The 19,083-nt window shown below is 65.3% G+C and carries 16 protein-coding genes; 2 read left to right on the top strand and 14 right to left on the bottom strand.

Annotated features, from left to right (window positions below):
* Positions 1-104: 104 nt before the first annotated feature.
* The gene (serB, locus tag OKW43_RS22380) at positions 105-944 is read left to right on the top strand and encodes a phosphoserine phosphatase SerB (RefSeq protein WP_429449894.1); all 840 of its coding nucleotides are present in this window, start codon (positions 105-107) and stop codon (positions 942-944) included.
* A gap of 145 nt (positions 945-1,089) precedes the next feature.
* On the opposite strand, the gene OKW43_RS22375 is transcribed toward serB, so the two are convergent.
* The 12 genes from OKW43_RS22375 to OKW43_RS22320 form a co-directional block, all read right to left on the bottom strand.
* Positions 1,090-2,274 carry a cystathionine beta-lyase gene (locus OKW43_RS22375; RefSeq protein WP_429449892.1) on the bottom strand — a complete coding sequence of 395 codons (1,185 nt, stop codon included), beginning with the start codon at positions 2,272-2,274 and terminating at the stop codon, positions 1,090-1,092.
* Positions 2,275-2,358: 84 nt separating this feature from the next.
* Positions 2,359-3,021, bottom strand: coding sequence for a hypothetical protein (locus tag OKW43_RS22370; protein WP_187635196.1), 663 nt, complete (start codon positions 3,019-3,021; stop codon positions 2,359-2,361).
* Between the two features lie 63 nt (positions 3,022-3,084).
* Positions 3,085-4,269, bottom strand: a complete 1,185-nt coding sequence (gene bktB, locus OKW43_RS22365) for a beta-ketothiolase BktB (RefSeq protein ID WP_429449890.1) — start codon at positions 4,267-4,269, stop codon at positions 3,085-3,087.
* Positions 4,270-4,363: 94 nt separating this feature from the next.
* Positions 4,364-5,314 (bottom strand): sugar kinase, encoded by a 951-nt coding sequence (locus tag OKW43_RS22360; protein WP_429449888.1) that lies wholly within the window; start codon positions 5,312-5,314, stop codon positions 4,364-4,366.
* A 3-nt stretch (positions 5,315-5,317) separates the two neighbouring features.
* Positions 5,318-6,712, bottom strand: a complete 1,395-nt coding sequence (gene rimO / locus OKW43_RS22355; RefSeq protein WP_187635193.1) for a 30S ribosomal protein S12 methylthiotransferase RimO — start codon at positions 6,710-6,712, stop codon at positions 5,318-5,320.
* 81 nt (positions 6,713-6,793) lie between these two features.
* A complete protein-coding gene (locus OKW43_RS22350; RefSeq protein WP_429449886.1) occupies positions 6,794-7,837 on the bottom strand; it encodes a tRNA dihydrouridine synthase in 1,044 nt (347 codons plus the stop codon).
* A gap of 271 nt (positions 7,838-8,108) precedes the next feature.
* The gene (gene phaR / locus OKW43_RS22345) at positions 8,109-8,744 is read right to left on the bottom strand and encodes a polyhydroxyalkanoate synthesis repressor PhaR (protein ID WP_429449884.1); all 636 of its coding nucleotides are present in this window, start codon (positions 8,742-8,744) and stop codon (positions 8,109-8,111) included.
* Between the two features lie 137 nt (positions 8,745-8,881).
* Complete coding sequence (locus OKW43_RS22340; protein ID WP_187635190.1) at positions 8,882-9,622, bottom strand: 3-ketoacyl-ACP reductase; 741 nt, start codon at positions 9,620-9,622, stop codon at positions 8,882-8,884.
* Between the two features lie 229 nt (positions 9,623-9,851).
* Entirely contained in the window at positions 9,852-11,033 is a 1,182-nt protein-coding gene (locus tag OKW43_RS22335; protein ID WP_429449881.1) for an acetyl-CoA C-acetyltransferase, read from the bottom strand.
* Between the two features lie 196 nt (positions 11,034-11,229).
* Positions 11,230-13,044, bottom strand: a complete 1,815-nt coding sequence (gene phaC, locus OKW43_RS22330) for a class I poly(R)-hydroxyalkanoic acid synthase (RefSeq protein WP_429451763.1) — start codon at positions 13,042-13,044, stop codon at positions 11,230-11,232.
* A gap of 605 nt (positions 13,045-13,649) precedes the next feature.
* Positions 13,650-14,513 carry a peptidoglycan editing factor PgeF gene (pgeF, locus tag OKW43_RS22325; RefSeq protein WP_187635188.1) on the bottom strand — a complete coding sequence of 288 codons (864 nt, stop codon included), beginning with the start codon at positions 14,511-14,513 and terminating at the stop codon, positions 13,650-13,652.
* Positions 14,510-15,760 (bottom strand): RluA family pseudouridine synthase, encoded by a 1,251-nt coding sequence (locus tag OKW43_RS22320; RefSeq protein WP_429449879.1) that lies wholly within the window; start codon positions 15,758-15,760, stop codon positions 14,510-14,512. Before OKW43_RS22320 ends, pgeF begins: the two co-directional genes overlap by 4 nt.
* A gap of 38 nt (positions 15,761-15,798) precedes the next feature.
* Here OKW43_RS22320 and OKW43_RS22315 point away from each other — a divergent pair, with 38 nt between their 5' ends.
* On the top strand, positions 15,799-16,659 hold the full coding sequence (locus tag OKW43_RS22315; protein WP_429449877.1) for an outer membrane protein assembly factor BamD: 861 nt from the start codon (positions 15,799-15,801) through the stop codon (positions 16,657-16,659).
* A 93-nt stretch (positions 16,660-16,752) separates the two neighbouring features.
* Here the strand turns inward: OKW43_RS22315 and rlmD are convergent, their stop codons facing one another.
* On the bottom strand, positions 16,753-18,183 hold the full coding sequence (gene rlmD, locus OKW43_RS22310) for a 23S rRNA (uracil(1939)-C(5))-methyltransferase RlmD (protein WP_187635185.1): 1,431 nt from the start codon (positions 18,181-18,183) through the stop codon (positions 16,753-16,755).
* A 121-nt stretch (positions 18,184-18,304) separates the two neighbouring features.
* Complete coding sequence (locus tag OKW43_RS22305; protein ID WP_187635184.1) at positions 18,305-19,081, bottom strand: 3'-5' exonuclease; 777 nt, start codon at positions 19,079-19,081, stop codon at positions 18,305-18,307.
* Between the last annotated feature and the right edge of the window lie 2 nt (positions 19,082-19,083).

Raw genomic sequence — 19,083 nt, 5'->3', positions numbered from 1 at the left:
GCAATCCCGGCACAGCCGGCCGCGACGGCGCAACGCGCGGAACCGATACAATAGCGGGATTTTCCGCGCGCCACGCGCCTCATTTCCCGCGTCACTGGTCGTCCATGAACCTCGTCATTCAAAGCGTCGCCCCCCTTTCCGCCGACCACCATAAAACGCTCGTCGCGCTCGCGCGCGGCTCGCACGCCGCCGTCATCGACGCGAACGCCATTCGCATCGCCGATGCGAAGCTCGCGCAGCGCGCCGACGTCGAAGCATATTGCTACACGCATCAACTCGATTACGCGTTTGTCGAAGCCGGCCGCCAGTTGCGCGACTTTGGCCTCGTCACGATGGACATGGATTCGACGCTGATCACGATCGAGTGCATCGACGAAATCGCCGATTTCTGCGGGCTCAAAGCCGAAGTCGCGGCGATCACCGAGGCTGCGATGCGCGGCGAGATCAAGGACTTCAACGAAAGCCTGACGCGTCGCGTCGCGTTGCTGAAAGGACTCGACGCCAGCGCGCTCGAGCGCGTGTACGACGAGCGGCTGCAGTTCTCGCCGGGCGCCGAACGCATGCTTGCCGGCGCGAAGCAGGCGGGCCTGAAAACGCTGCTCGTGTCGGGCGGCTTCACGTTCTTCACCGCGAAGCTGAAGGCGCGCCTCGGCCTCGATTTCACGCGCGCGAACACGCTCGAAATCATCGACGGCAAGCTGACGGGCAACGTGAGTGGCGAGATCGTCAATGCCGACGTGAAAGCGCGCACGCTGCGCGAAACCTGCGCGACGCTCGGCATCGAACCGTCGCGCGCAATTGCGATCGGCGACGGCTCGAACGACCTGAAGATGATGGCCGAAGCGGGACTCTCCGTTGCATTCCGCGCGAAACCGGTGGTGCGCGAAGCAGCCAGCGTGTCGTTCAATTTCGTGGGACTGGACGGCTTGCTGCGGGTGCTTTGAAGCTGCGGCCATCGTAGTGTCGCGTCGCGGCATCGAACCTTCGGCCGAACGGTCAGGTTTGCTCGATGCCCGAAACAAGGAAGCCCGCCGGGAACGCGTCCCAGCGGGCTTCTCGAACCACGGTACCGGGCAGGGCTGACGCGCGTTAAGCGAGTGCTGCGAGGCTCTGCTCGATATCCGCGCGCAGATCGGCCTCGTCCTCGAGACCGATATAGAAGCGCACCAGCGTGCCGCGATACGGCCACTGCGCCGCCGTGCGCATCGACGCGATGTCGTACGGCATCGCGAGGCTGTGCGCGCCACCCCAGCTCCAGCCGAGCGAAAACAGTTCGAGCGATTCGCAGAACGTGTCGATCTGCGCCGCGCTGTACCGCTCGTCGAACACGACCGAGAACAGGCCGCCCGCGCCGGTGAAATCGCGCTTGTACACTTCGTGCCCCGGACAGTCGGCGAGCGCCGGATGCAGCACCGCGACGATTTCCGGCCGGCTCTTCAACCACGCCGCGAGCGACAGCGCCGCGCGATCGTGCTGCGCGAAGCGCAGCTGCATGCTCGGCAGGCTGCGCAGAATCAGCGAGCAGTCGTCCGAGGACACGCCGATGCCCATGCGCATGCGCGCCGCCTTCAGCTTCACATGCACGTCGCGCTCGACTGTGATCGTCGCGCCCATCAGCACGTCGCCGCCGCCCGACTGGTATTTGGTCAGCGCCTGCACCGAAATGTCGACGCCGTGGTCGAACGGCCGGAACGCGAGACCTGCGGACCACGTGTTGTCGATCGCGGTGACGACGTTGTGCGCGCGCGCGGCCACCGTGATGGCCGGCACGTCGGGCACTTCCATCGTCACCGAGCCCGGCGCCTCGATCCAGATCAGCCGCGTGTTCGGCCGGATCAGACCGGCGATGCCCGCGCCGATCAGCGGATCGTAGTAGCGCGCCGTGATGCCGAAATCGCGCGCGAGCCAGTCGCCGTGGTCGCGGTTGGGCGAGTAGACGTTATCGGGGATCAGCACGTCGTCGCCGGCCTTCACGAGACCGAAGTACACGTTCGAGATCGACGACAGCCCCGACGGCTGCAGCAGCGCATGATTGCCGCCCTCGATCGCGGCGAGGCGCTGCGCGAGTGCGATCTGCGTGGGCGTCGCATGCAGGCCGTAGCGCCATTGCGCGTCGTTCTTCCAGTCGAGCGCGCGCATCGCGGCGAGGTCCGGGAACACCACCGTCGACGCACGCGTGACCGGGGTCGAGAACGATTCGAAGCCTGGCGTGATCTGGTCCTTGGCGTGCACGATGCGGGTTTGCAGACCGCGATTGAGTTTGGATTCAGTCATGTGAAGCTCGATCAAAAACACAGGGAAGCGGGACTGACACTGCGTCTGCGCCCCACTATTCCGCAGGCCCGGCACGCGAGCGCGTCAATCGCCGGTTTGCAGGTTGCTGACGCCGCCCACCGGATGTCCGCCGGCAGCGGACGCGGGAGCTGCAGTCGCGCCATTGACCGCGGCGGCCGGTTGCGGAGCTGGGGTCGCAGCCTTGGCCGCTGGCACCGCCTGTCCCGTCTGCCCCGCCGCCGGCGGTTTCAGGTTGAATGCCTGCGGGTTCGAATCGTCGACGTTCATGCGGTCGCCTTCGAGCGAGCCGTCCGCCGCGAACTTGCCGACCCAGTTGCCGGTGATATGCGTGCCGTCGTTCGATTCCTCGACTTCGAGCGTATCGCCGTCGCGATCGCCAGCGATCAGGATCACCTCGCCGGTATCGGTGTACTGATACTCGCCGTGCACGCCGGACGGATCGTCGGTCTTGGGCCCGAGCCGCAGCACGATCGGCCGCGCGCCGAGCGTGCCCACGTAGCGCGGAAACTTCGCGAACTCCGGGCTCGGCTTCAGCGGCAGCTGGATCGGCGGCGGCGCGGCCAGCTCCTTGACCGCATCGCTTTCCGCCCATGCCTGCGACGGCACCGATAGCGCCGTGCCGGCGCACAACAGCGCGACGGCGCTCGCCACCACGCCGACGCGGCGGCGCAACGCGCGCGTTGCCATGCCCGTTACCGAACCCTTCGTCACTTTCACTTCCTGCATCGTGTCCATCCTCGTTGCCGGTTCCTGCTTGCTACCCGTGCCGCGCCGGCCTGCCGTGCGCGCTCACAGACGCTCGAAAACCGCCGCGATGCCCTGGCCCCCGCCGATGCACATCGTGACGAGCGCATAGCGCCCGCCGATGCGCTGCAGCTCGTACAGCGCCTTCACGGTGATCAGCGCGCCGGTCGCGCCGATCGGATGGCCGAGCGAAATGCCCGAGCCATTCGGATTGACCTTGGCCGGATCGAAGCCGAGCTCCTTGCTGACCGCGCACGCTTGCGCGGCGAATGCCTCGTTGGCCTCGATCACGTCGAGGTCGGCGACCGTGATGCCCGCCCGCTCGAGCGCCTTGCGGCTCGCCGGGACCGGCCCGATACCCATGTACGCCGGATCGACGCCCGCATGCGCGTACGACACGAGCCGCGCCAACGGCTTGACGCCGCGCCGCTCGGCGACGCCACGCTCCATCAGCACGACGGCCGCGGCCGCGTCGTTGATGCCCGACGCATTGCCCGCCGTCACCGTGCCGTTGTCCTTCACGAACACCGGCTTCAGCTTCGCGAAGTCTTCCGCCGTTGCGTTCATCCGTGGGTGCTCGTCAGTGTCGAACACGACGTCGCCCTTCTTCGACGGAATTGCAATCGGCAGAATCTGTTCGTTGAAGTAGCCGCTCGTGATCGCGTGGGCCGCGCGGCGATGCGACTCGAGCGCGAGCGCGTCCTGCGCGTCGCGCGAGATCTCGTACTTGCGCGCGACGTTCTCGGCGGTCACGCCCATATGGATCGACTGGAACGGATCGTTGAGCGCGCCGACCACCATGTCGACCAGACGCGCGTCGCCCATGCGCTGGCCGAAGCGCGCGGCCGGCATCGAGTAAGGCGCGCGGCTCATGTTTTCAGCGCCGCCGCCGATCGCGATATCGGCGTCGCCGAGCAGCACGCTCTGCGCGGCCGACACGATAGCCTGCAAGCCCGAGCCGCACAGCCGGTTCACGGTCAGCGCGGGCGTATGCTGCGCGACCCCGCCGTTGATCGCCGCGACGCGCGCGAGATACATATCCTTCGGCTCGGTGTGCACGACGTTGCCAAACACGACGTGCCCGACCTCGTCGCCCGACACGCTCGCACGCTCGAGCACTTCGCGCACCACGCGCGCGCCGAGATCGGTCGGCGCGAAATCCTTCAGGCTACCGCCGAACGTGCCGATTGCCGTGCGCACACCACTTACCACCACTACGTCCCGTTGCATCGCTTGTCCCTCCTGTTGTCTGTCCAGTCTGCCTGGATGATTGCGCCAGCGCGGGCCAGCTTGCGCCGCGCGCGGCTCGCGTGATTCGTAATTCCTATCCGGCCAGCAGCCGCTCGACCGTCTCACGCGACGGGATCGGCGCGACCGCGCCATAGCCTTGCGTGGACAGCGCAGCGGCGACGTTCGCGTAGCGCGCGGCGGCAAAAGGATCGTCGCCCGCGACGATGCGCGCGATCAATGCGCCGCCAAAGCAGTCGCCGGCGCCGGTCGCATCGACCGCATCGACGACGTGGCCCGGCACGACGCGCCGCTCGTCAGGCGTCGCGATATACGAGCCATCCTTGCCGAGCTTCAGCGCGACCACGCGCGGCCCGTGCGACAGCAGAAAATCCACGATCTCGTCGCGGCCGGTCAGCCCTGTCAGTTCGGTCACGTCGTCCCAGCTCGGCAGGCAGATGTCGGTCTGGCGGATCGCCTCGAGCATCACCGCGCGCGCCCGCGCGAGCGGCCACAGCTTCAGACGCAGATTGGTGTCGAAGCTCACGCGCACGCCATTCGCGCGCGCATGCGCGATCGCTTCGAGCGCGGCGTCGCAGGCGCTCACGCTGATCGCGAGACTGATGCCGGACAGATGCACGACCTTCGCCGCCGCGAGCGCGTCGCGCGGCAGGTCGGCCGGCGCATAGCGGCTCGCCGCCGAGCCGGCGCGCAGATAGTCGAACGCGTGGCCGTTGGGGCCGTGCGATACGAAATAAACGCCGGTCGATGCTTGCGCATCGATGCGCACGAACGACGTGTCGACCCGCTCGCGCTCCCACAGATCGACGAGCAGGCATCCGAAATGATCGGCGCCGACCGCCGACACGAAGCCGGTCCTCGCGCCCTGGCGCGCGGCCGCGATGCAGAAGTTCGACGTGTCGCCGCCGAAGCCTTGCAGATAGTTCGGCTGATCCTTCGCCGACTGGTTGAATTCGATCATTGCCTCGCCGAGCGCGAGGATTTCCGGTGCTTGAGCTTCAGGCCCTACGGCCGCGCTGAGCGTCATCGCTTAGACCTCGCCCCACAGATCGTGACCGTCCGCGCCGGTGATCTTCACGGATACGAAATCGCCGACCTTGTAGCGCTTCGACGCTTTGGTGGACGGCGCGATATAGACGACGCCGTCGATCTCCGGCGCATCCGCCGCGGTGCGGCCGATACCGCCGTCCGCGTTGATGTCGTCGACCAGCACCTTCAGCGTTCTGCCGACCTTCTTCGCGATGCGTTTCGCCGACACCTGCTCGGCCACTTCCATGAAGCGCGCGCGACGTTCCTCACGCACTTCGTCGGGCAGCGCACCGTCGAGTTCATTCGCGCTCGCGCCTTCGACCGGTGAATACGCAAAGCAGCCAACGCGATCGAGCTCCGCCTCGCGGATGAAATCGAGCAGCGTCTCGAACTGTTCTTCGGTCTCGCCAGGGAAGCCGGCGATGAACGTGCTGCGAATCGTCAGATCCGGGCAGATCTCGCGCCACGCCTTCACGCGCTCCATCACCTTCTCGGCGTTGGCCGGGCGCTTCATGCGCTTCAGCACTTCCGGATGCGCGTGCTGGAACGGCACATCGAGATACGGCAGCACGTGGCCTTTATACGGGCCCAAGGCCATCATCGGAATCACTTCGTCGACGCTCGGATACGGATACACGTAATGCAGGCGCACCCACGCGCCGTATTGCGCGGCGAGTTCGCCGAGCGCGGCGACCAGATCCGTCATGCGCGTCTTGATCGGCTTGCCGTTCCAGAAACCGGTGCGGTATTTGACGTCGACGCCGTATGCGCTCGTGTCCTGCGAAATCACCAGCAGTTCCTTCACGCCGGACTTGAACAGATTCTCCGCTTCGAGCATCACTTCGGCGACCGGGCGCGACACGAGGTCGCCGCGCATCGACGGGATGATGCAGAACGTGCAACGGTGATTGCAGCCTTCGGAAATCTTCAGGTACGCGTAGTGGCGCGGCGTGAGCTTGACGCCCGCGGCGGGCACCAGATCGACGAACGGATCATGCGGCTTCGGCAGATGGCTGTGCACCGCCTGCATGACCTCGCCGAGCGCGTGCGGGCCGGTCACCGCGAGCACCTTCGGGTGCACTTCCTCGATCAGCCCCGAACCGCTTGCGCTCTTCTTCGCGCCGAGGCAGCCCGTGACGATCACCTTGCCGTTTTCGTTGAGCGCTTCGCCGATGGCGTCGAGGCTTTCCTGCACGGCTTCGTCGATGAAGCCGCAGGTGTTGACGACCACGAGGTCCGCGCCGTCATAGGTGCCGGAGATTTCGTAGCCTTCGGCGCGCAGCTGGGTGATGATCTGCTCGGAATCGACGAGGGCCTTGGGGCAGCCGAGAGAAACGAAGCCGACTTTCGGCGTCGCGCCCGGCACGGCCGGAGCGTTCGAGGGGGTGGAAGACATGGGGAACCGCTTGAAGACGTTAAACCCCGAATTGTAGCGGTTCGCCACTGCCACCGCTCGTAAGTCTTTGAATTCTAGCGCTCAAACGGGGATGGCTTCGGCCGGATCAGGTTGATTCAGCTCGTTATTTTCGTCGCTGAAAACGTCCCGACGCGTCGGCGCCGACGCGCCTGCCGCCGCCAGCGCCTGGCCGATCACCGTAAGAATTTCGTCAGAGTCCTGCACTCGCCGGATCGCCGCATGCAGTTCAGCCGCTTGCGGCCAGGTCCGTTGCAGGTAGCTGAGCCACTTCTTGACGCGGCCATGCTCATGGGTCAGCGTGCCGTGCGCGCGCAGCTTGTTCATGTAGCCGATGATCGATCGCAACACCTGCTGCCATTCGTCGGGCGACGGACACGGGTCCATCAGCCCGCGGATTCGCTGCGCGAGAAACGGGTCCGACACGGCGCCGCGCCCGATCATCACGTCCGCGCAGCCGCTGACCGAGCGGCAGCGCTGCCAGTCCGCCACCGTCCAGACCTCGCCGTTCGCGATCACGGGCACCTCGACGGCGGCGTCGATGCGCGCGATCCACTCCCAATGGGCAGGCGGCCGGTAGCGGTCGTCGCGCGTGCGCGCATGCACGACGAGCGAGGCCGCGCCGCCGTCCGCCAGCGCCTGCGCGCATTCGATCGCCCGCGACGTGTCGGACACACCGAGGCGCATTTTTGCGGTCACCGCGATATCGGCCGGCACCGCGGCACGCACGGCCGAGACGATCCGGTTCAGCAGCTTCGGGTTGGCGAGCAACATCGCGCCGCCGCCATGCTGATTGACGACTTTGGCGGGACAGCCGAAGTTCAGATCGATACCGTAGGGCGACAGCGTGGCCGCATGCGCGGCATTGCGCGCCATCCATTCGGGATCGCTGCCGAGCAACTGGATCACCATTGGCGTGCCGCTGGCGGTCACGCTCGCGTGCAGGATTTCGGGCGCCTCGCGCTCGTAGACGCGGGTCGGCAGCAGCGAGCCTGTGATGCGGATGAACTCGGACACGCAGCCGTCGAAAGCGCCTGCGCTCGTCAGCACGTCGCGCAGCACGTAGTCAGCGAGCCCTTCCATTGGGGCGAGAATCAGTCGGCTCATCAGCGGTGTGGGTGAACGGCGGGTCAGAGCAGAATGATCCGCGCGGCCTTCGCAACGGAAGACGCTGACGCGATCAGGGAGAGGGTATGAAACATAGGACGGGCCCAGCGGAAGGAAAACGGTAACGGCGCAAGCAGCGGTGTGCCGGCAGTGGACGCAACGGACATCGAGCCGCCGGAATCCGGTTCCGACGGAAAAGCGTCCCGCACGGGGGGCGCCATTGTAGCGCGCCGACGGCTGCACTCCCGCGAGCTCGCCGCCACTCATTGCTTCACTTCTTCTCCGTCTCCGGATTCCCCTGCGGCGTAGCCGGCGCATTGCTCGCGGTGCTCGCGGTGCTCGCGTTGCTCGCATTGACCGCGCCGCCCGGCGTGAACGGGAAGGTGGCGAACATCGTCTTCGCCTGGTTCTGCATCTGCTCCTGCATTTGCACGAACATATTCTTCGATTGCTCGATGTAGCTGGTCATCATGCCCTGCATCATCGGCGCCTGCATGTTCATGAACTGCGCCCAGACTTCGGGGTTCATCGCCTTACCTTCATAGAGGTTCTTCGACTGGTCGGCGAGCTTCGCCTGAATGTCGATGAAGGCCTGGATGTTCTTTTCCAGATAGGTTCCCATCATGCCCTGCATCGCATGACCGTAGAACCGGATGATCTGCGACAGCATCGACGACGAGAACATCGGCAGGCCGCCGCTCTCTTCTTCGAGAATGATCTGCAGCAGGATCGAGCGCGTCAGGTCCTCGTTGCTTTTGGCATCGATGACCTTGAAATCCTCCTGATCGAGCACGAGTTGCTTCACATCAGTCAGCGTGATGTAGGTGCTCGTCTCGGTGTCGTAGAGCCGACGATTCGGATATTTCTTGATCAGTCGTTCGGCCGTTTTCTTTGTAGTAGTAGTCATGTAACGCCTTTAAGCTCGAGTTAAGCAAACGCGGAAACGGCGTCCGGGCTGTGCAATCGGAACCATTGCGCAGCCGGGACGCCGGCGAAACCATCTGAGCCCAAGCGCGCCGCTTTGCGGTCCGGCGCGCCGATGGCTCAGCCCATATGCAAGCCGCCGTTCAGCGAAAAATCCGCGCCGGTGGCGAAGCCCGATTCTTCCGACGCGAGCCACGCGACGATCGAGCCGATTTCGCCCGGCTGACCGAGGCGGCGCACCGGAATCGTCGCGACGATTTTTTCCAGCACGTCCGGGCGGATCGCCTTGACCATGTCGGTGCCGATGTAGCCTGGCGACACGGTGTTGACCGTCACGCCCTTGGTCGCGACTTCCTGCGCGAGCGACATCGTAAAACCGTGAATACCGGCCTTCGCGGTCGAGTAGTTGGTCTGACCGAACTGGCCCTTCTGGCCGTTCACCGACGAAATGTTGATCACGCGGCCAAAGCCACGCTCGACCATGCCGTCGATCACCTGCTTGGTGACGTTGAACAGGCTGGTCAGGTTGGTGTCGATCACCGCCGTCCAGTCTTCGTGCGTCATCTTGCGGAACACGACATCGCGCGTGATACCGGCATTGTTGACCAGTATGTCGATCTCGCCGACTTCGGCCTTGACCTTGTCGAATGCGTCCTTGGTCGATTGCCAGTCACCGACGTTACCCTCGGAGGCGACGAAGTCGTAGCCGAGTGCTTTCTGCTCGTCGAGCCACTTCGCACGGCGCGGCGAATTCGGGCCGCAGCCCGCGACTACCCTGAAGCCTTCTTTGTGCAAACGCTGGCAGATGCTAGTGCCGATGCCGCCCATGCCGCCCGTTACGTACGCAATTCGCTGTGTCATAAACCACACTCCGTTATCGTTGTCGAGGCGCCTGCCGGCGCCCCTCGTGCCTCGCCTGATGCTGGTTCCCGTTGCCGCCGGGCGACCGCCTGGCAACGCGCACGACCGGCACGAGTCACCTGTTGCAGCGCGCCGCACCGCCAGTCGACGTGCGGCGCGGCCCGATACCTATGCCGGCGAAGGCCACGCGCGAACTCTCGCGAATGCGTGCGGCCGTACCCAGCGTACTTTAAACGCGCTCGACCGCGAGCGCGACACCCATGCCGCCGCCGATACACAGCGACGCCAGACCCTTCTTCGCATCGCGCTTCTGCATTTCGTGCAGCAGCGTGACGAGAATCCGGCAGCCGGACGCGCCGATCGGGTGGCCGATCGCAATCGCGCCGCCGTTCACGTTGATCTTCGACGTGTCCCAGCCCATCTGCTGATGCACGGCGAGCGCCTGCGCGGCAAACGCTTCGTTGATTTCCATCAGGTCGAGGTCGGCCGGCGTCCAGCCCGCGCGCTCGAGGCAACGGCGCGAAGCCGGCACCGGGCCCATGCCCATCACCTTCGGATCGACACCCGCGTTCGCGTACGCCTTGATGCGCGCGAGCGGCGTGAGGCCGAGCGCTTCCGCTTTTTTCAGCGACATCACGAGCACGGCGGCCGCGCCGTCGTTCAGACCCGATGCATTCGCCGCCGTGACCGTGCCTTCCTTCGAAAACGCCGGCTTCAGGCCCGCCAGCGATTCGGCCGTCACGCCATGACGCACGAATTCGTCGGTGGCGAAGCGCAGCGGCTCGCCCTTGCGTTGCGGAATCTCGACCGGCACGATTTCGTCGTTGAAGCGCCCTGACTTCTGCGCGGCTTCCGCCTTGTTCTGCGACAGCGCCGCGAACGCGTCCTGCTGTTCGCGCGTGATGCCGTATTCCTTCGCGACGTTTTCAGCCGTCACGCCCATGTGGTAATGGTTGTAGACGTCCCACAGGCCGTCGACGATCATCGAGTCGATCAGCTTCACGTCGCCCATGCGGAAACCGTCGCGCGAACCCGGCAGCACGTGCGGTGCGGCGCTCATGTTTTCCTGGCCGCCAGCCACGACGATGTCCGCGTCACCGGCGATGATCGCGTTGGCCGCGAGCATCACGGCCTTCAGACCGGAGCCGCAGACCTTGTTGATCGTCATGCCCGGTACGGCCGACGGCAAACCCGCCTTGATCAGCGCCTGACGCGCGGGGTTCTGACCGGAGCCCGCCGCCAGCACCTGGCCCAGAATAACTTCGCTCACCTGTTCCGGCTTCACGCCTGCCCGTTCGAGCACGGCGCGCACCGCGAGCGCGCCGAGTTCAGGTGCGGCAACCTTCGCCAGCGACCCACCAAACTTGCCCACTGCAGTACGAGCGGCCGATACGATCACAACATCAGTCATTTCCATATCCTCCGGGCATCCCGGCCAACTGCGCCGCAGCCCGCTACGTTAAAAATTGCGTTGCAACTTGCGTTGCTCTCACGCCTTCATCAACCAGACGCTCATTCACCTGCCAAACACTTCTTCACCAGCCGGCTGCGCGTTATGGCCGACGTCCACAGCAACCTCGCACGCGCGTCGAGCCGGTGCGTGAAACTTACTCCCGTTGCCGCACGTAGCGGCCCGGCGCCGGCTCGATGACCGGGAATTCGTCGGAGCCCAGCGTGGCGCGCGGCTTCACTTTCTTGCCGCCGTACTGATCGAGCCAGTCGGTCCATTCCGGCCACCAGCTGCCGGGCACTTCGGTCGCCGCGTCGAACCAGTCGTCCGCGCTTTCTGGCAGCGTCTTCGCGTCGGTATCGAGCTTCCAGAAGCTGCGCTTCTTCTTCGCGGGCGGATTGATCACGCCGGCGATATGGCCCGACGCGCCGAGCACGAACTTCAGCGGTCCGGTGAGCAGCGGCGCCGACGCATACGCGGTTTGCCACGGCACGATATGGTCTTCGCGTGATCCGTAAATGAAGGTCGGCACGTCGATCTTCGACAGATCGATCGGCTCGCTGCAGGTGGTCAGTGCACCCGGCTCGCGCAGCTTGTTCTCGAGATACGTGTTGCGCAGATACCAGACGTACATCGGCCCCGGCAGACTGGTCGAGTCGCTGTTCCAGTACAGCAGGTCGAACGGCACCGGCGTGCGGCCCTTCAGGTAGTTGTCGACGACGTAGTTCCACACGAGGTCGTTCGGGCGCAGGAACGAGAACGTGTTCGCGAACTCGAGGCCGCGCATCAGTCCGGGCGGCGCGCCGTTCTTGCCGCCGATGGTCTGCTCGCGCATTTGCACGTGCGCCTCGTCGACGAACACGTCGAGCACGCCAGTGTCGGAAAAGTCGAGCATCGCCGTGAGCAGCGTCATCGACGCGGCCGGATGTTCGCCGCGCGCGGCGACCACGGCGAGCGCGGTGGCGAGCATCGTGCCGCCGACGCAGAAGCCGAGCGTATTGATCTGTTCGCGGCCGCTGATCTTGCGCACGGTGTCGATCGACGTGAGCACGCCCTCGCCGATGTAGTCGTCCCATGTCTTGTGCGCGATAGACTGGTCCGCGTTGCGCCACGAAATCAGGAACACCTGGTGGCCCGAATCCAGCGCGTGCGCGACCAGCGAGTTTTCGGGCTGCAGGTCGAGAATGTAGAACTTGTTGATGCACGGCGGCACGATCAGCAGCGGCCGCTCGCGCACGGTCGGCGTGCGCGGCTTGTACTGGATCAGTTGCAGCAGATCGTTCTCGAACACGACCGAGCCCTCAGTGTTGCCAAGGTTCTCGCCGACCGTGAAACGCGACTCGTCGGTTTGGGAAATCTTGCCGCGCTGCATGTCGCCGAGCAGGTTCATCACGCCTTGGCGAAGGCTCTCGCCGTTGCTGTCGAGCAGCGTTTTCTGCGCTTCGGGATTCAGCGCGAAGAAGTTGCTCGGCGAGGCCGCCGCGGTCCACTGCTGAACCGCGAAGCGAATGCGCTCACGCGTTTTCGGCGCGGTGTCGAGCGCCTCGACCATCTGCTGCAGAAAGCGCGCGTTCAGCAGATACCACGCGGCGGTGAACGCGTAGGCCGGCGCCGCGCTCCAGGCGTCCGCGCTAAAGCGACGGTCCTTGAGTTCAGGCGCCTTGCTCGTCGACGTGGTGGCCTGCTGGATCAGTTCGATCGCCTCGCGCGAATAGTCGGTCTGCAGTTTCTGTAAACGCTCTGGCGGAATCGCGGCGGTGGGAATGCCCAGCCCGGGCAACGACGGCAACGCGCCGGCGGCCAGCTTGCTGAAGTCGGGCATGCCGGGAAACGCAGGCATTGGCGGAAAGCCCGCCGTGATCTGCGCGAGGTTCGGCATCTGCGGCATTGAGGGCATCTGGAACGCTGTGCCGTTTGCCGGCGCGCCGAACGAACGCCATGCGTTCATCCAGGCGTCGAGAAATTGCTGCATGCCCGCGGCTGACGATGCACCGCTCGTACCGGCCTGCTGCGTCTGCTCCTTCGAGGAGTCCGTGCTGGGGGAAGCTGAGGAATGAGATGCTGCCATGCCTGCTTTTGACCGGTAAGTCCTTGCGGACGGGTTGAGAGGCAGGTTCGTGCGCACGTAGCGATGACTCGCAAGTCCGTCACGCCCTGTCCCATGAAGGACGAGGAGCTTAGAAGAATCATTCTTGCTCCCCATCGCAAGGCATGTCAATGCTTGCTCCCGATTTTGCCGCACTGCGATAGTTTTTTTATTATCGTTTTCCCTGTATGGCAAATCGCGCCCTTGCGAATCAAATGATTCACACCGCGAGGAAATTAAAAACTCCCACGGCGCATGGCATTTAAGCATATTTATTCGTTCGGCCACCCACACAGCCGGCGGGCGATTCGCGCTATTGGCGGTCGTTCTGGCAGCGCAACAAAAAAGGTGTGTAAAGGCTGGGAGACAGCCTGTCGGCGGCAGATCCGCAATGGGATTCGAAAATCACGAACCGGTGCGCATTCACGCGAAAATAAAACCACCGTTCGATTTAAAAGTATGACGAGATGCGCACGCGCGGCATCTCCAATTTAATCTGCAATGGATTGCGCCTGCTCGTCGATCCAGATCAACGCGGCCATCCGGCCGGTTTCGCGATCGCGGCGATACGAATAAAAGCGCTCGCGCAGCGTGACCGTGCACAGATCGCCGCCGCCGATGCGCGTAAGGCCGAGCCGCCGCAGGCGCAAGCGGGCGAGCGCCGGCAGATCGGCGAGATATTTGCCCGCATTGCCGGGATGCGCGACGAATGCCTGCGCGGTCGCATCACGTTGTGCGCCGTCGACATCCGTCATGAAGGCGTCACGCACGTCCGCCCCGACTTCGAATGCGTTGGGCCCGATCGACGGTCCGAGGTACACATGCAACTCGCTCGCCTCTACGCCCGCCAGCGCCGCGACCCGCGCTGCCGTCTGCTCGACGATGCCCGCCGCGAGTCCGCGCCAGCCTGCATGCGCGGCGCCGACCGCGCGCCCCGCCTGGTCGCACAACAGCACCGGCATGCAATCGGCCACCATCACGACGCACGCGATGCCCGCGCGATCGGTGACGCTCGCGTCGGCGCGCGCCGGCGCGCCATGCTCGCGCGCGTGCGCGACCGCATCCTCCGCACGTGCGATGTCCGCGCCGTGGATCTGTTCGAGCCACGCGGCTTCGCGAACACCGGTGAGCGCGATGAGCCGTGCGCGATTGCTTGCGACCGCGGCGGGATCGTCGCCGGTCTTCAGGCCCAGATTCAGACCGCCGGGCTGGTCAGCGCCGTTGCGCCAGCGGCCGAACGGCGCGTCGCTGACGCCGCCGTCGCGGGTGGTCACGAGCGCGCGCACGCGCGGCGACACGTTCCATGCGGGTTGCACGACATCGGCAAAACCCAGCTCCGGCAAATTGGTGCTCATGCGTGATCGTCCTCGTCGTGGTCGCTCTCTTTATCGTACGCGCCGTCGTCGAACGACGCATCGTAGTCCTCATCCTCGTCATTCGCGTCATCGAACTCGCCGGCGTCGTTGCGCCCCAGACCGAGCGCCGCCGACAACGCCTCGATATCGGCGGGCACGTCGGCGCGCCATTGCATCGAGCGGCCGGTCTTCGGGTGGATCAGTCCGAGCCGCCACGCGTGCAGCGCCTGGCGCGCGAAGCCGTCCGGCAGCGGCGTGACCGAGCGCTTGCCGCGCGCGCGCCCATACACGGGATCGCCGAGCAGCGGATGGCCAATATGCGCGCAATGCACGCGAATCTGATGCGTGCGCCCGGTCTCCAGATCGCAGTGAATCGCCGTGACCGGCTGACGCTGCCAGATCGCCGAGGCCACGCGCCGGAAATGCGTGCGCGCCGGCTTGCCGGCCGCCCCCGTCACCACGGCCATGCGCGTGCGCTCGCGCGGATCGCGGCCGATCGGCGCGTCGATCGTGCCTTCGTCGGGCATGTTGCCCCACACGAGCGCGAGATAGCGGCGCTTTACCGTGCGCGCCTGCAACTGACGCACAAGGTCAGTCTGCGCCTCGAGCGTGCGCGCGACCACCATCAGCCCCGAGGTCTCCTTGTCGAGCCGATGCACGATGCCCGCGCGCGGCAGACCCGCCGCGGCCTCGCCATAGCGGTGCAGCAGGCCGTTAAGCACGGTGCCGCTCCAGTTGCCGGCCGCCGGATGCACGACCATGCCGGCCGGCTTGTTGATGACGACGAGCGTGTCGTCCTCGTAGACGATGTCGAGCGGCACCGGCTCGGGCGTGAAGGCGAGCTGCTCTGGCAGCAGATCGGGCACGAGTTCGATCGTGGCGCCAAGCGGCACCGGTTGGCGGATTCTGGCCGGCTTGCCGTCGACGCGCACCCGCTGCGCCTCGATCCAGCTTTGCAGACGGCTGCGCGAGAACTCCGGAAAAACCTTCGCGAGCACCTTGTCGAGGCGCTCGCCGGCCAGTTCGTCGGGTACCAGGACGCTGCGCGGCGCTTCGTCGAGCGTGCGAACCGGCACGGGAGCCGCCATGGCGGCGGAGCCTTGCGGACGGCTTGCGGCGAGTGCGTCGCCGGTGAAATCGTCGTCGAGGGAATCGACGCCCGACGCGTCGGCGGGGTCGGCGCTTACGCTATAATCTTCGTTGCTATTCCCGGCGCCTGCGGTGCCTGGAGTATTTGAGCGGGTCATTGAATCTGGGTCACCTGGACGTAAAGCTAGACTGGAAAATGCGAGCCTTGAACACCATCACTGAAGCGGCGATCAATTTGGCGGCCATCAAGAAGGCGGCCCGGAAAGTGGCCGGATACGTTGCGTGCGCCGCGGCCGTCGTCGCTATCGCGGCTTGCCATGGCCTGCCGGAAAAGACCGACGAAACGGCAACGTGGACCAACAACAAATTATATACGGAGGCGAACGACGCCCTGACCGGTGGTGACTTCGGCAAGTGCGCGAAGTATTTCGAGATGCTCGAGGGCCGCGACCCGTTCGGCCACTTCGCGCAGCAGGCGCAGATCAACGTCGCGTACTGCAACTGGAAGGACAACGAAAACGCCGCCGCCGACCAGGCCATCGACCGCTTCATCCAGCTGCACCCGGATCATCCGGACATCGCCTACGCGTACTACCTGAAAGGCATGATCCACTTCAACGACGATCTCGGTCTGTTCGGCCGCTTCTCGGGCCAGGACATGAGCGAGCGCGACCCGAAGTCGCTGCGCGAGTCGTATGACGCGTTCAAGGTCGTGGTGGACCGATTCCCGAACAGCAAGTACGCGGCGGACGCCGCGCAGCGCATGCGCTACATCGTGAATGCGCTCGCATCGCACGAAGTCCACACGGCGGACTACTACTATCGCCGCGGCGCCTATGTCGCCGCGATCAACCGCGCGCAGCTCGCGTTGCGCGAGTACAAGAACGCGCCGGCCATCGAAGACGCGCTGCACATCATGATCCTGTCGTACGAGAAGCTGAACAACCAGCAACTCGCCGACGACACGCGTCGCGTGCTGGCCGGCACCTTCCCCGACAGCCCGTACGTCACCGGCCGCGCACGGCCCGGCGCCGCGAAGTCGTGGTGGCAGTTCTGACGCCCCACGCGCCGACGGCACGCTGAGCGTCGTCTGAAAAAGAAAACGCCACGACCTCGGTCGTGGCGTTTTCTTTTATGCGCGCCGCGAGACTCAATCTCGCTCGAACAGCGCAATCGATTCTACGTGCGACGTGTGCGGGAACATGTTGACGACGCCCGCGCCCACCAGCCGATAGCCGGCCTCGTGCACGAGCAGCCCGGCATCGCGCGCGAGCGTGCCCGGCGCGCACGACACGTACACGATGCGCTTCGGCAGAGGCCCGTTGCCGCTTTGCGCAATTTCCGCGAGGGCCTTCGCGATCGCGAGCGCGCCTTCGCGCGGCGGATCGATCAGGAACCTGTCGAAGTGGCCGAGCGCGCGCAGGTCGTCGGCGGTGACTTCGAACAGGTTGCGGCACGCGAACGACGCATGCCCCGCGACGCCATTCAGCTCCGCATTGGCGAGCGCGCGCTGGGTCAGCTCTTCGCTGCCCTCGATGCCGACCACTTCCCGCGAGATGCGCGCGAGCGGCAGCGTGAAGTTGCCGATCCCGCAGAACAGGTCGAGCACGCGGTCCGTGCGCGCCGGCGCGAGCAGGCGCAACGCGCGACTCACCAGCACACGGTTGATCGCGTGATTGACCTGGGTGAAATCAGTGGGCTTGAACGGCATGCGGATGCCGTACTCGGGCAGCGTGTAGTCGAGCTGTACGTCGAGCGGATAAAGCGGCGTGACCGTGTCGTGTCCGCCCGGCTGGATCCAGAACTGCACGTTGTGCTCGTCGGCGAACTCGCGCAGTACCTGCTCGTCCTCAGCCGTCAGCGGTTCGAGGTTGCGCACGACGAGCGCCGTGACCGACGAGCCGACCGCGAGTTCGAGCTGCGGCATGCGCTCGTAGATCGACAGCTTGCGGACCATGAAGCGCAGCGGCATCAGCATCGCCGACACATGCGGCGGGAGCACCTCGCAGGTCTTCATGTCGGCGATATAGCTGCTCTTCTTCTCGTGAAAGCCGATGCGCATGCCGCCGCGCTCCGGCAGAAAGCGCACCGCGAGCCGCGCGCGATACCGATAACCCCAGGACGGCCCGTGAATCGGCCGGAACACCGTTTCGGGGCGAAGCTTCGCAAGATGCTGCAGGTTGTCCTCGAGCACGCGCTGCTTGACCGCCACCTGCGCGCGCATGTCGAGATGCTGCATCGAGCAGCCGCCGCAGACGTTGAAGTACGCGCATTTCGGCGTCGTGCGGATCACGCTCTCGCGGAACACCTGGACCACTTCGGCCTGCTCGAATTTGGGTTTGCTGCGATACGTCGAGTAGCTGACCAGTTCACCCGGCAGTGCGCCTTCGACGAACACGACCTTGCCTGGCGTGCCGTCTTCGCTGGTGGTGCGGCCCACGCCGCGCGCTTCCATGTCGAGCGACACGATTTCGATAACCGGTTCGTTGCCGGTAATGACGGGCGCCGGCGCCGGGGCCTGCGCCCTGGCATGCTTCGATGAGCGCCGCGGCGAGCGACGTTGGGGGGCAGTTCGGGACACCTGCGGACTTCCTGACAAACTGTGGGGGAAAGGCGAGATTGTAGACGAAGCGTCGGGCTTGCCTGCGGCGCGGTGCGGGTCGGGCGTGCGGCGAGCACGCGCAAGCCTTGCTCGCGCGAGCTTACTGCTCGAACGCCGCCAGATACTCGGCCCACTGCGGCGCCGCTTCCAGAGCGAGCGCGTTCTTCACGAGGTTGATCTCGTCGGCATATTCCGACGGCGAAAAGCCGCCGCGCATCAACTGGAAGCGGCAATACAGCAGGTATGTGTTGACCACATCGGTCTCGCAGTAATTGCGGATTTCCTCGATGCGCCCTTGCTGGAACGCCTGCCAGACCTGGCTGCCGTCCATGCCCATCTTGCCCGGAAAGCCGCACATCTTCGCGAGCGCGTCGAGCGGCGCATTGGCGCGCGCCTGGTACATCGCGAGCACGTCCATCAGGTCGGTGTGGCGCGCGTGGTAGCGGCTGATGTAGTTGTTCCACTTGAACTCGCGATCGTCCTCGCCGAGATCCCAGAACCGATAGGCCGGGATGCCGTTGACGAGTGCGCGATAGTTGAGCACCGGCAGATCGAAACCACCGCCGTTCCAGGACACGAGTTGCGGCGTGTACTTCTCGATCACGCGATAAAACGACTGCACGAGCGTCGCCTCGCCGTCCTCGGGCGTGCCGAGCGAGCGCACGCGAAAACCGTTGTTGTCGCGGAACACGCAGGAAATCGCCGCGACCCGTTGCAGGTGATGCGGCAGAAAATCGCTGCCGGTTTTTTCGCGGCGCGCGGCGAACGCGTGCTCGGCGACGTCGGCGTCGCTCATCGACGCGGGCAAATCTTCAAGACGGCGGATGCCGGCGACATCGGGAATCGTCTCGATGTCGAAAACAAGAATCGGTGTCATCA

The sequence above is a fragment of the Paraburkholderia sp. WC7.3g genome (assembly GCF_050436345.1).
Taxonomy (GTDB): Bacteria; Pseudomonadota; Gammaproteobacteria; order Burkholderiales; family Burkholderiaceae; genus Paraburkholderia; species Paraburkholderia podalyriae.
This window is presented reverse-complemented; position numbering and strand designations above follow the sequence as displayed.